Origin of the sequence: Streptomyces sp. NPDC051133, assembly GCF_040682635.1 — a bacterium.
In the GTDB taxonomy this organism is placed as follows: domain Bacteria; phylum Actinomycetota; class Actinomycetes; order Streptomycetales; family Streptomycetaceae; genus Streptomyces.
Genome location: NZ_JBFBBK010000004.1, coordinates 314,407 through 325,967 on the forward strand (window position 1 = coordinate 314,407; position 11,561 = coordinate 325,967).

The following is an 11,561-nucleotide window of genomic DNA, read 5'->3' on the forward strand; positions in this document are numbered from 1 at the left end:
GCTCACGGTGGTGGTGAGACCCTGCCGCCCGGTGGCGGCGAGGCCGCGACGCCGCCCCTTCCACACACAGGCAGTGAGGGACCGGCCATGATCGCGACCTCGGCCGCCAGTGTTGCGCTGATCGCGGCCGGCACGATCCTGTACCGGCGAGGACGGACTGCCTCCCGTCGCTGACGCGTCGTGGTGCCGGCTCCCTGTGCCGGCACTGCGATAAGTCGGTCCACATGTACGTGTGTTCGGTCGTAGAGTCGAAAGGAGGGAGAGCGGGCATGGCTCCACAGCAGCGGCGGGGACGCTTCCGGCGGTGGGCCGGTGCCGCGGCGGCGATCGCCGTGTCGGTCGCCCTGGCCGCCGGCCCCGGATGCGCGACAGCGGTGGTGCGAGCCACCGGCCCTGCCGCCCCCGCGCCGTCCGCCGCCCCGGCGTCCGCCGAGACCGTCCCGGCCTTCGGCGCCTTCCTCGGCTCGGGGCCGCTCGGCATCGCGCGCATGGCCGAGCTGAGCCAGTGGCTCGGCGGGACCGAACTGCTGGTGGCCCACACCTATCTGCCCGGCGATCGCTGGCGGGACATCGAGGGCCTGCCCGGCTTCCTCGACGCCTGGGCGCAGTGGCGGCGCGAGAAGGCCGGCCGGATGCTCGTCCTCAACGTGCCGATGCAGGAGCGCAACGAGGACTTCGTCCCCGACGACCAGGTGCGGTGGCTGCTGGCGCAGGGCGCGGCCGGCGCGTTCGACGAGCACTTCAGAACCCTGGCCGAGCGGCTGGTGGAGCTGAAGGTGCCGGACACGGTGATCGTGCTCGGCTGGGAGATGAACGGCACCACCTACACCCACCGCTGCGCACCCGACCCGCAGGCCTGGAAGACGTACTGGAACAGGATCGTCACCACGATGCGTGCCGTGCCGGGGCAGAGATTCCGGTTCGACTTCGCGCCGAGCCGCGGCCATGACGCCGTGCCCTGGACCGAGTGCTATCCGGGGGACGACACGGTCGACATCATCGGCATGGACGCCTACGACCAGCCGGCGGGGCTCTCCTTCGACGAACAGGTGCGGGAGCCCTACGGACTCCAGCAGCAGGTGGATTTCGCCCGGGCCCACGGCAAGCCGCTCTCCTATCCGGAATGGGGACTGTTCCGCAACGGAGACGACACCGCGTACATGCGCGGCATGCTCGCCTGGATCGACGAGCACGAGCCGCTGTACAACACGCTGACCGACTACTGCCCGCACGGGGTGTGGGAGTGCTCGGGCAACCCCCTGTCCTCGGAGGTCTACCGGTCGGCCCTGTACGGACGCGCGGCCGCTAGCCCCCGCGGTGGTCCCGCCACCGGCTGAGCACCGCCCTGCCCCACCGCCGGGCCGTCGCCTCGCACAGCGCGGCCGCCAGCAGCGGGGCGGTGCGCCGCCGGGCCAGGAGCAGCCGGCGGTTGACCACCGGTTCGGGGTGCCAGTGGTGCTTGTACGGCTCGTCGCCGCGCAGCAGGCTCAGCGTGCCGCGCCCGTCCGCGTGCCCGGCGCAGGCGTCCAGCAGCATCACCGCCACGTCCGCCTTCCGCTCGCGCAGTCCCGGATGGGCGCCGTACAGATAGCCGCCGGCCAGGCCGGGCGAGAGCAGGGTCAGGTCGGCCGCGACCACCTCGCCGTCGATCAGGAACTCGGTGACCACCGCGTGCCCGGAGCGCACCATCGGGCCGACCGCGCGCACCAGGTGGGCGCGGAACCGGGGCCGCAGATGCTCCCCTGTCACCGCGCGCCCCCGCCACTGCAGCCGGTGCAGCTCCAGCAGCCGGCCGAGTGCCGCGGCCACCTCCTCCGGGCCGGCCACCCGTCGCTCCAGGCCCAGCGCGCTCAGCTTGCGCAGCTTGGCCCGCACCCGCTGCTGCGCCTTGTTCGACGGCAGCCGGGCCACCAGGGCGTCCATGGGCAGGGCGGGCAGCTCCAGGCAGAGGGAGTCGTAGACCGTGCGGTGCGGTCCGCGCCAGCGGTCGCGGACACGTTCCAGGGCGCCGCCGGGGCGAACCTCCGAGAAATCGATCAGGGCCGTTCGGGCCGCGTCCGCCAGGGCCGCGGTGAGCGCGTCGGCCGCGCGCCCGTCGTCGGTGTCGTCCAGCAGCACGTCCGCGTAGTCGGAGATCGCCCCGCCGAGCGGGACCAGCGCGGGAAGGGGCCGGCGGACCAGCATCAGCGGCGCGGCGGCCACCAGTTCGCGGCCGGAGCGCACCAGCAGCAGCCGCAGCCGCCCGCGCCTGCCGTACGACAGCCACCACGAGTGGAGCCAGGCGTGGCTCTGGAAGGGGGTCGCGGCGGCGCACCGCCCGTGCAGCCGCCCCCAGGCCGGGGCCAGCGCGGCGAAGACGTCCTCGTCGGTGACGCATTCGGTGACGTATTCGGTGGCGGTGGCGGTGGCGGTGGCGGGAGCGGGTTCGGTGGCGCCGGCGGTGCGGGCGGGGCGCGCGGTGCGCGCCGGGCGGGTGGCCGTCACAGCCGGCCGTGCGAGTCGGAGGCGACGGCCTGGCCGGGCACCGTGGCCGCCCGGGCGGTCTCCTGCTCGGGCCGGCGTCCGGGCCGTACCAGCAGCGCGAGGCCGCCGAGCAGGCCGCCCGCGCTCGCCCCGACCAGACCGGTGATCCCGGCGGAGGCCGAGGACGGCGTCGTCGGCTTCACCGCGCGGGTGAACGGCAGCAGTTCGACGTGGGTGTCGGCCTTGGTGTCGCCCGCGTGCTGGGTCAGGGCACGGGCGACCGCGTTGGCCATGTCGGCGGCCTCGGCGGGGTGGGCCGAGGTGGCGGAGACGGCGACCATCGGGGCGTCCGGCGAGGTCTGGGTGCGCACGCTGTCGCGCAGGGTGCTCACCGGCACCCCGGCCCACGCCTGGGCGTCGTCGAGCACCGCGAGCTGAGTGGCGACCCGGCCGTAGGCCTGGGCGAAGCCGAGCGCGGAGGCGGTGTCGGAACGCTCGGTGGGGACGGCGATGACATAGCTGGTCGCCGTGTACGTCGGGGTCTTCAGTTCGCCGTAGGCGCCGCCGAGCAGGCCGCCCGCGACGATCCCGGCCGCCACCAGCGACCAGGGCGGCAGTGCGCGCATCCGGTGCAGACGGGCGGTGCGGCGGTACCGGGTGTGGTTCTCGGTCATGACGGGCTGGCTCCCTGCGGGGTCGGGACTCGGGCGGAGGTGTGGGCGAGCGCCGCGGTGTAGACGTCCATGAGCCGGGCGGCGCTGCGGGTGATGCAGTAGTGGCGGGCCGCCTCGGGGGCGGTGCGGGGGCCGGGGCCGGCGGCGCGGACCTCGGCGAGCGCGCGGGCGAAGGCACCGGCGCCGGACGGGACGCGTACGGCGCCGGGGGCGGCCTCGTACGGCAGGTCCTCCAGGGCCGGGCAGGAGGTGTAGCGCACCGGCAGGCCGGCGGCGAGCCCCTCCACCACCGCGAGGCCGAACGCCTCCTCGGGGGACGGGGACGCCAGCACGTCCATCGCCGAGGTCAGCGCGGGCAGCCCGGGGCCGGGCGAGCCGTCGGGCACGCAGGGCCGTTCGCCGGTGAACAGCACCCGGTCGGCGACGCCCGCCGCCCGCGCGGTCAGCCGCAGGGCGCTCTCCTCCGGGCCGCCGCCGACCAGCAACAGACGGCACTCGACGGGGAGTTCGGCGAGGGCGTGGATCAGGACGTCGAAGCGTTTGCCGGGGGCGAGCCGGCCGATGCCGCCGATGACGAACGCGTCCGGGGGCAGTCCGAGCCGGTCGCGGGCGTGCCGCCGGGCCGCCGGGTCGAAGGCGAACCGGGCCAGGTCGACGCCGTTGGGCACGACCGCGATGCGCGGCCCGGGGACGCCCCAGCGGGTGAGCCGCTCGGCGACCGTGGGGGAGACGGCGACCGTGGACCGGCCGAGCCGCTCGCCCAGCAGGTACAGCGCACGCACCCCGGAGGTGAGCGGCCGGCCCTCCATCTGCGTGGCGCCGAGGGAGTGTTCGGTGCCGACGACCGCGCGCACCCCGGCCACCCGGGCGGCGATCCGGCCGTACAGGCAGGCCCGGTACAGGTGGGTGTGCACGAGGTCGTACCGGCCGCGCCGGACGATCCGGGCCAGCCGGGGCAGCGCGGTCAGATCGCGGTTGCCGGTCATGCCGAGGTGCGTCACCCGCACCCCGTCGGCCACCAGCCCGTCGGCCACCGGGCCGGGATCGGTCAGCGTCACCACGTCGCAGTCGACCGGCAGGTGCCGCAGCAGCAGCCGCAGTTGCTGCTCGGCGCCGCCGACACCGAGCCCTGTGATCACCTGCAGCGCCCTCATCACAGCCCCTCGACGGGCCGGCGGCGCAGCCGGTGCAGCCGGTGCTTCAGGAACAGGCGTACGGCGGTGTCGTTCTGCCCGATGTGCACGCGCGGCAGGGCGTACGGGCCGGTCAGCGGGCCGGGGTCGATCGCGCAGGCGTAGTCGTACCCGGCGGCGCGCACCGCGTCCCGCACCCGCCGGTCGACCGTGCCGTACGGATAGCAGAAGCCGGTGACCGGGGCGTCGGTCAACTCCTCCAGCACGGCGCGGCTCTCGGCCGTCTCGGCTTCGAGGAGGGCGTCGTCGGCGCGGGTCAGGTCGAGGTGGGCGAGGCCGTGCGAGCCGATCTCCACGCCGGCCCGGGCCAGGTGCCGGATGCCGGCGGCGGTCAGCAGCGGCTTGCGCGGGCCCAGCGGGTCCCAGGCGTTGTCGCCGCCGAGCCGGCCCGGCAGCACGAACAGGGTGGCGGTGCACTCCCAACGCGCCAGCGCCGGAAGGGCACCGTCGACGAAGTCGGCGTAACCGTCGTCGAAGGTGAGGCCCACCAGGTCCCGGCCCTCTCCGCGGGCGCGCGCGGCGAGCAGCTCGGCCACCGACACCCCGCGCAGCCCCCGCCGGCGCAGCCAGCGCAGCTGCCGGTCCAGCCGGCCGGGGGTGACCGTGATGCGGTACGGGTCGTCGGAGCGGTCGCCCACCGAGTGGTACATGGCGATCCACGGGACGGAACCGGGGGAGGCGGCCCGCGTCGGGGCTGCAGACTCAACGGAGGACGGCATGGGCGAGCCTTCGGGTGAGGGTGTGTACGGAACGGAGTGCCGGGGCGACGCCCTGGGCGCCCAGGGCCAGGCCGAGCAGGGCGAACACGGCCGTCACGGTGGCGGCGCCGGCGGCGAGCCCGGCGAGCGGGTTTCCGGGCAGGGCCGCGACGAGGCCGCCGGCCGGCGCGGCGACGGCCGCCGCCCCCAGCGGCCGGCTCAGCTCACGCAGCACGCGCCGGGGCCGGACCGGCACCCCACGCCGGTTGCCGTGGGCGGCGTGCCGGTTCGGCCTCTTCGCCAGGCCGGCGAGCAGCAGGGCGGCGGTGACGGTGATGCCCGAGGCGTTGCCGGTGGCGATCCCGGTGACGCCCCAGGAGCGGACCGTGCCGGCGCCGATCCAGGAGGTCACCACGAGACCCGCGGCCATGGCGCCGACCGGGTACCAGGTGGTGCGGCCCGCCGAGAAGTACGAGCGGACCAGGACGCCCGTCAGCGTCTGGCCGAGCAGACCGAGGGCGTACACCCGCATCACCTCGGCGGTCGCCGCCGTGTCCGCGGCCGTGAACGCGCCCCGCTGGAACAGCAGCCCGATCAGCTGCGGGGCGCAGGCCACCACCGCGGCCGTGCCGAGCAGCACCAGGGAGGCGGCCAGCGCGAGGTCCCGCTCCACCCGCTCCCGGGCCCGCTCGGTGTCGCCGTCGGCCAGCGCCCGCGCGACGACGGGGAAGGTGACGGTGCACAGCATCATCGACAGCGTCATCGGGATCTGGGCGACCTTCTGCGCGTAGTTGAGATGCGAGATGGCCCCGGCGGGCAGGCCGGAGCCGAGGAACCGCTCGATCAGCACCTGCGACTGGCGGGCCAGCGCGAACAGCAGCACCGCGGCCAGCAGCAGCGCGCCCCTCGGCCGGGGCGGGGGGAGGGGTGCGGCGACGGGCGCGAAGGCGGCGGCGGAGGTGGGGGCAGTCGTGGGGACGGAAGTGGGGACGGAGGCGGGGGCGGGGACGGTGTGCGGAGTACGGCGGTGGCGACACAACTCGCGTCCCAGTGAGGGAAGTTGGACCAGCACCATCAGGCATCCGCCCGCCGCCACCCCGAACGCGGCCGACCGCACGCCCCACTGGCCGCCGAGGGCGTACATCGCGGTGACGATGCCGATGTTGTGGACGACGTAGATCGCGGCCGGGGCCAGGAAGCGGCGGTGGGACCGCAGGGCCGCGCTGCAGTACCCGGCGAGGCCGAAGCTCAGCACGCAGGTGGCGGCCAGCCGGGTGCAGTCCACCGCGAGCCGCCGGTCGGGCAGGCCCGGCGCGAGGGCCGTGACGAACTCCGGGGCGGCCAGTGCGAGCGACGCCCCGGCGGCCGTGCACGCGAGTGCCAGCTTGGGCAGCGTCCCGGCGACCAGCGACCGCACCGGGTCCCCGGGGGCGCCCTGGGCGCGGCGGGCCAGGGCCCGGCTGAACGCCGGGATCAGGGCGAAGGCCAGCCCCTCCTCGATGAGCAGCGTCGCCGCGAACTCCGGCACGGTCCAGGCGACCAGAAAGGCGTCCGTGTCCCGCCCCGCCCCGAACAGCCGCGCCAGCGACTGGTCCCTGACCAGCCCGAGCAGCGCCGCCGCGACCGAGAGGGAAGCGGTGACGAGGGTGGCCCTGGCGAGGAAGCGGGAGGTGGGGGCGGGCTCCCGGGGTGCGGGGCGGGGCAGCCGGGGGGCGTTCTCCGTGACCGGCCGGGCGCCCTGCCCCGGGACCTCGCCCGTCCGCGGGGCCGTCATCCCGGGCGCCCCTCTTCGGAGCGGAGCCCGGGGCCGCCCACCAGGCCCCACCAGGCGGCGAGTCCGAGGCAGACCGCCGTCAGCACGGTCGACGGGCCGCCGATGTCGGCGTACACGAAGTCGACCAGCTGCCAGACCAGCAGCCCGCAGGCGACCAGGGCGCAGTCCAGGCCCCGGCCGCCCGCCGCGCGGGACCGCGCCAGGCCGCGCAGCGCGCACACCAGCAGGGCCAGCCAGCCGCCCGCGAGACAGAGCAGCCCGATCAGGCCCTGCTCGCCGAGCACCAGCAGATACATGTTGTGCGGGGAGAGCAGCGGCTCTCTGCGGAACGCGGCGCCCGCGCCCTCCGTGTCGCTGCCGGAGGACAGGGCGAGGGAGGCGTACCCGTCGCGGTACTCGGGGAAGCCCTTCAGGCCGACACCGGTCAGCGGGTGCCCGCGCCACATGTCGCCCGCCGCCGCCCACATCGTGTACCGGTCGAGGACCGACTGGTCGGGTGCGTCCGTGACCTGCGAGATGCTGTCGACCCGCTCCTGCAGCAGCGCCGTACCCGCCCCGAACCCGCCCACCAAAACTACGCACGCGGCCACCACGACCGCGCCGACCCGCAGTGCCCGGCGCAGCCCGGCCAGCACCAGCTGCACGGTCAGCGTGACCCCGGTGGCGATCCACGCGCCCCGGCTGAAGGACACGGCGAGCGGGAGGAGCAGGAGCACGGCGCAGCCGGCGGCCGTCGCCCGCACGCGCGGCGCACCCGGGCCGAGCGCCAGTCCCACCGCGCACACCAGCCCGAAGGACACCACGGTCGCCATGCCCATCACGTCCGCCGCCCCGAAGGTGCCGACCGCGCGGAGTTCCTCGCCCTGATAGGAGGCGCCCGTCCCGGTGAGGTACTGCTCCACACCGATCCCGCCCTGCCACAGCGCGAGGCCCACCAGCGACCAGGCGAGCAGCCGGACGTCGGACCGGTCGCGCAGCAGGAGCAGCACGGCGGCGGGGACCAGGACGAAGATCTGCAGATAGCGGCCGAGGCCGGCGAGCCCGACGCCCGGCGAGAGGGCGTGCACCGCGGCCAGTGACACACCGATCACCGGAAGGCCGAGGACCACGGCCGCGGTACGGGTCAGGGGGCGGCGGCGCGCGCGCAGCAGACGTACGACGCTGTGTGCGACGACCAGCGCGGACATCGCGTCCGCGGGGCCCGCGCCGCCCTCGCCGCCGGGGGACAGGGGCAGCGCGAGCAGGGCGACCACGGCCACCACGGACAGCGCCGGGGAGAGCCGGGCGGGGCGGCGGAGCGGCAGGGCGAGGGCCATCGGTCAGCTCCCTGTCGAGCGCACGAGCGCGGCGGCGGTGCGCAGCAGGATGCAGACGTCCTGCCACAGCGACCAGGTGTCGATGTAGGCGTTGTCGAAGCGGGCCCGGTCCTCGATGGAGGTGTCGCCGCGCAGCCCGTTGATCTGGGCGAGCCCGGTCATGCCGGCCGGCACCCGGTGGCGGGCCGCGTAACCCGGGTGGGCCTGGCTGAACCGGTGGACGAAGTAAGGCCGTTCGGGCCGGGGTCCGACCAGGCTCATGTCGCCCCGGAAGACGTTCCACAGCTGGAGCAGCTCGTCCAGCGAGGTCCGGCGCAGGAACCGGCAGAAGGGGCTCATCTCCCGCTCTCCGGCCACGCTCCACCGGGTGGCGGCCTCGTGCTCGTCGACCGGGCGGTGGGTGCGGAACTTCAGCAGCGTGAAGGGGCGGCCGTCCTTGCCGACGCGCTCCTGCCGGAAGACCACCCCCCGTCCGTGGGTGGCCCGGAGCACCACCGCGCAGACCAGCAGCGCCGGGCTGACGAGAAGGAGCAGCGCCCCGGACATCACCACGTCCAGCAGCCGCTTGCCGGCACTCGTCCGGCGGGGCACGCCCAGGTCCAGGCGGCGGACGGCGAACCCGGCGAGCCGTTCGCTCAGTTCGTACGCCGGGCCGTCCGCGTCCACCTCCCACACCGCGCAGCCGGACGCGGCGAGCGCCCGCAGCAGCGGGCCCTGCTCGGTGCGCACGGCCGGGTGGACGGCGAGCACCACCCGGACCCCGTCCCGTTTCAGCGCCCGCTCCACCGCCGCGCCGGTGGTGAGCACGGGCAACGCGCCGACGGAATCGGGGTGCCTGCGGTGCAGGGTGAACAGTCCGTCTGCTTCCGGGTGCTCGTCCACCACGGCGAAGCGGCCACCGGATCCCGGCCGTTCGCCGGCCGTGGCGAACGGCTCGTTCGCCTCCGGGCGTTCGTCGACCACGGCCACGGGCCGCACCCCGCAGCGCGGGTGCCGCAGCAGCGCGGCGGCGATCCGCTGTCCGGTCGCGGCCGGCCCGAGCACCAGGGCGGTGCGGGGACGGCGGCGCAGCGCGATCCGGTGCCGCCAGTGCACCGTGCCCCGGCCCGCGCAGGCGGCCGCCGTGTGCAGCGCCCAGCCGCACAGCAGGGTACGGGCGGTCAGGGCGCGCCCGGGGTCGTACGCGGCGAGCAGCGCGGCCGTGCCCAGCCAGGCCACCGCGATCCGCCCGCACAGCCCGGGCAGTTCGTCGAGCACGCCCGGCAGCGGCCGCGTGGACCGCGGGCGCAGCAGCAGCGCACCGGACGCCAGGACCGCGGCGAGTAACGGACGGCCGGTGGCCGCGACCAGTGGGCCCGCGCCCACCAGCGCCGCGAGCAGATCGGCGGTGAGCAGCGGCAGCGGTGCGGCGCGCCGCGCGGGTGGGCGGTGCAGCGGGAACCGGAAGCCGTCGGCGGTGCGCGGGGGCAGGACCGAGAGGGACGGGAATCCGTGGTCCCACGGCTGCCTGCCGGGGGAGGGGACGGTGCTTTCCGCGGTCACGAGTGGATGGGCTCCCTGCGCTCGGAGGGCACGGGTGGTCGCGTGCCGAGGAGTTCGCGATAGACGGCCGCGATCCGTGCGGCGGTGTGCCGTACGTCGTGTGCGGCCAGCACATGGCGGCGCCCCTGCGCGCCGAGGGCCGCACACCGCGCCCGGTCGGACAGCAGCCGGGTGACGGCTCCGGCCAGCGCCGCGGGGTCCTCCGGGGGGACCAGGCAATCGTGGAGCAGCGCGGGCGGCAGGCTCTCCCGGGCGCCGTCGACATCGGTGACGACGACGGGCCGGCCGCAGCCCAGTGCCTCCAGCGGGGCGAGGGCCATGCCCTCCCAGCGTGAGGGCAGCACCACCAGGTCGGCGGCCCGGTACCAGGGGAGGGGGTCGGTGACCGCGCCGGTGAACCGTACGGAGGGGTGGGCACGTTGGTGCAGGGCGGCGCGGTCGGGGCCGTCGCCGACCAGCACCAGGCGGGCCCGCGGTGCCGTGGCGAGCACGTCGTCCCAGGCCCGCAGGAGGACGTCCTGGCCCTTCTGCCGGCACAGGCGGCCCACGCAGACGACCAGGGGCGCCGCCTCGGCCGGGGCGGGCCGTGGGGAGAAGCGGTGGGTGTCGATGCCGTTGGGGATCACGGCGTAGGGCGCGTGGATCGCGGCGCGCAGGCCGGTGCGGCGCTCCGCCTCGCTGACGCACACCACCCGGTGGGCCCAGCGCGCCCCCCATCGCTCCCAGCGCAGCGCGAGCGTGGCGGTGAGTCCGCCGACCGCCTCGAACGACCATGCGTGCGGCTGGAACACGGTCGGGACGCGCCCGCGCACCGCGAGCCGCGCGGCGAGGCCCGCCTTCGCGCTGTGTGCGTGCACCAGTTCGGGCCGTACCTCCCCGATCAGACGTGCGAGCGCGCGTACCTCGCCGGGCAGGCCGGGACCCGGGGACCGGCTCGCCCGCCAGGTGCGTACGTCGGCCCCCAGCTGACGGAGTCCGTCGGCGAGTTCGCCGCCGGGGCAGGCCGCCGTGACGTGCAGCCCCGCCGCGAGCTGGGCCCGGACCAGGTCCAGGACGACCCGGGCGACGCCGCCGTCGGCGGGCTGCGCGACGTGCAGGACCCGTGGGCCAGGGTCGGGTGCCGGCTGGTGCATTCGGGTACTTCCTCGCTCACGGGGGCGCTCGGGACTGCGGTCGGGAACGCGCCGAACTGCCGGGCGTTCCCGGCGGCGACGAGCGCGCCGGCCCTTGCCGCGTCCGGGTGAGAAACGAGCCGGGAGCCCGGCGGGTCACCGCCGGACCCGCGGTGCCGTGATGAGATCGAACGGGTCCCCTCGTCACCGAGCGTGTGGGCGTAGGCCCGGATCCGCCGGGTGGTCAGGGCTGTTGTGTGCGGCAGACGTGGGTCCCGTACGCCGTTCGCAGGACCCGGAGTGTCGCCTCGTTCCACCGGCGTACGCCGCCCGGGACGTCACTCCATTGGCGGCACAACCCCTCGGGGCCTGGCGCGTTGACACAGCGCCGGGCATCCCGCCCGGATGATTTGCGTCGAATCCCAAGGAGCACCTCTCCATGTCGCGTATCGCGAAGGGTCTGGTCCTGACCTCCGCTGCCGTCGCGGCCGTCGCCGGCGCCGCCGGCGTGGCCTCCGCCACGTCCGGCGCCACCGGCGGCGCCGCCAACTCGCCGGGTGTCGTGTCCGGCAACGTCGTCGAGGTCCCGGTCCACGTGCCGGTCAACGTCTGCGGCGACACCGTGGACGTCATCGGCCTGCTGAACCCGGCGTTCGGCGACACCTGCGGCAACCACTGACGTCGGGCTGCGAACCCTTCGCCGGCCGTCCGCCCCGCGCACACCGCTGCGGGGCCCAGTTCATGAGGGGGGCCCGGTTTCGGTTGTCCAGACCACCATGCAAAAGGGGC

Annotated in this window: 10 protein-coding genes; 2 read left to right on the forward strand and 8 right to left on the reverse strand. The window is 75.8% G+C overall.

Annotated elements, in window-relative coordinates:
* Positions 1-269 precede the first annotated feature (269 nt).
* A complete protein-coding gene (locus tag AB0N17_RS07555) occupies positions 270-1,337 on the forward strand; it encodes a glycosyl hydrolase (RefSeq protein WP_366010210.1) in 1,068 nt (355 codons plus the stop codon).
* Here AB0N17_RS07555 and AB0N17_RS07560 read toward each other — a convergent pair.
* From AB0N17_RS07560 to AB0N17_RS07595, 8 genes are all read right to left on the reverse strand, one after another.
* Positions 1,306-2,346: a GNAT family N-acetyltransferase gene (locus tag AB0N17_RS07560; protein WP_366010230.1), complete on the reverse strand. Its 1,041-nt coding sequence runs from the start codon at positions 2,344-2,346 to the stop codon at positions 1,306-1,308. The genes AB0N17_RS07555 and AB0N17_RS07560 overlap by 32 nt on opposite strands.
* Positions 2,347-2,480: 134 nt before the next feature.
* On the reverse strand, positions 2,481-3,137 hold the full coding sequence (locus AB0N17_RS07565; RefSeq protein WP_366010211.1) for a lipopolysaccharide biosynthesis protein: 657 nt from the start codon (positions 3,135-3,137) through the stop codon (positions 2,481-2,483).
* Positions 3,134-4,291 (reverse strand): glycosyltransferase, encoded by a 1,158-nt coding sequence (locus AB0N17_RS07570; RefSeq protein WP_366010212.1) that lies wholly within the window; start codon positions 4,289-4,291, stop codon positions 3,134-3,136. Before AB0N17_RS07570 ends, AB0N17_RS07565 begins: the two co-directional genes overlap by 4 nt.
* Positions 4,291-4,980: a polysaccharide deacetylase family protein gene (locus tag AB0N17_RS07575; protein ID WP_366010213.1), complete on the reverse strand. Its 690-nt coding sequence runs from the start codon at positions 4,978-4,980 to the stop codon at positions 4,291-4,293. Before AB0N17_RS07575 ends, AB0N17_RS07570 begins: the two co-directional genes overlap by 1 nt.
* A 52-nt stretch (positions 4,981-5,032) precedes the next feature.
* Complete coding sequence (locus AB0N17_RS07580; RefSeq protein ID WP_366010214.1) at positions 5,033-6,802, reverse strand: lipid II flippase MurJ; 1,770 nt, start codon at positions 6,800-6,802, stop codon at positions 5,033-5,035.
* Positions 6,799-8,118 carry an O-antigen ligase family protein gene (locus AB0N17_RS07585; protein WP_366010215.1) on the reverse strand — a complete coding sequence of 440 codons (1,320 nt, stop codon included), beginning with the start codon at positions 8,116-8,118 and terminating at the stop codon, positions 6,799-6,801. The genes AB0N17_RS07580 and AB0N17_RS07585 overlap by 4 nt, the downstream gene beginning before the upstream one ends.
* Positions 8,119-8,121: 3 nt before the next feature.
* Entirely contained in the window at positions 8,122-9,660 is a 1,539-nt protein-coding gene (locus AB0N17_RS07590; protein ID WP_366010216.1) for a sugar transferase, read from the reverse strand.
* Positions 9,657-10,793, reverse strand: a complete 1,137-nt coding sequence (locus AB0N17_RS07595; protein WP_366010217.1) for a glycosyltransferase — start codon at positions 10,791-10,793, stop codon at positions 9,657-9,659. The genes AB0N17_RS07590 and AB0N17_RS07595 overlap by 4 nt, the downstream gene beginning before the upstream one ends.
* 418 nt (positions 10,794-11,211) lie before the next feature.
* Here AB0N17_RS07595 and AB0N17_RS07600 point away from each other — a divergent pair, with 418 nt between their 5' ends.
* The gene (locus AB0N17_RS07600) at positions 11,212-11,451 is read left to right on the forward strand and encodes a chaplin (RefSeq protein ID WP_366010218.1); all 240 of its coding nucleotides are present in this window, start codon (positions 11,212-11,214) and stop codon (positions 11,449-11,451) included.
* The last annotated feature ends 110 nt before the right edge of the window (positions 11,452-11,561 follow it).

Excerpts from the sequence above, each read along its gene's own strand:
- AB0N17_RS07555 (WP_366010210.1), top strand. The coding sequence starts at position 270 with ATGGCTCCACAGCAGCGGCGGGGACGCTTCCGGCGGTGGGCCGGTGCC.
- AB0N17_RS07565 (WP_366010211.1), bottom strand. The coding sequence starts at position 3,137 with ATGACCGAGAACCACACCCGGTACCGCCGCACCGCCCGTCTGCACCGG.
- AB0N17_RS07570 (WP_366010212.1), bottom strand. The coding sequence starts at position 4,291 with ATGAGGGCGCTGCAGGTGATCACAGGGCTCGGTGTCGGCGGCGCCGAG.
- AB0N17_RS07575 (WP_366010213.1), bottom strand. The coding sequence starts at position 4,980 with ATGTACCACTCGGTGGGCGACCGCTCCGACGACCCGTACCGCATCACG.
- AB0N17_RS07580 (WP_366010214.1), bottom strand. The coding sequence starts at position 6,802 with ATGACGGCCCCGCGGACGGGCGAGGTCCCGGGGCAGGGCGCCCGGCCG.
- AB0N17_RS07585 (WP_366010215.1), bottom strand. The coding sequence starts at position 8,118 with ATGGCCCTCGCCCTGCCGCTCCGCCGCCCCGCCCGGCTCTCCCCGGCG.
- AB0N17_RS07595 (WP_366010217.1), bottom strand. The coding sequence starts at position 10,793 with ATGCACCAGCCGGCACCCGACCCTGGCCCACGGGTCCTGCACGTCGCG.
- AB0N17_RS07600 (WP_366010218.1), top strand. The coding sequence starts at position 11,212 with ATGTCGCGTATCGCGAAGGGTCTGGTCCTGACCTCCGCTGCCGTCGCG.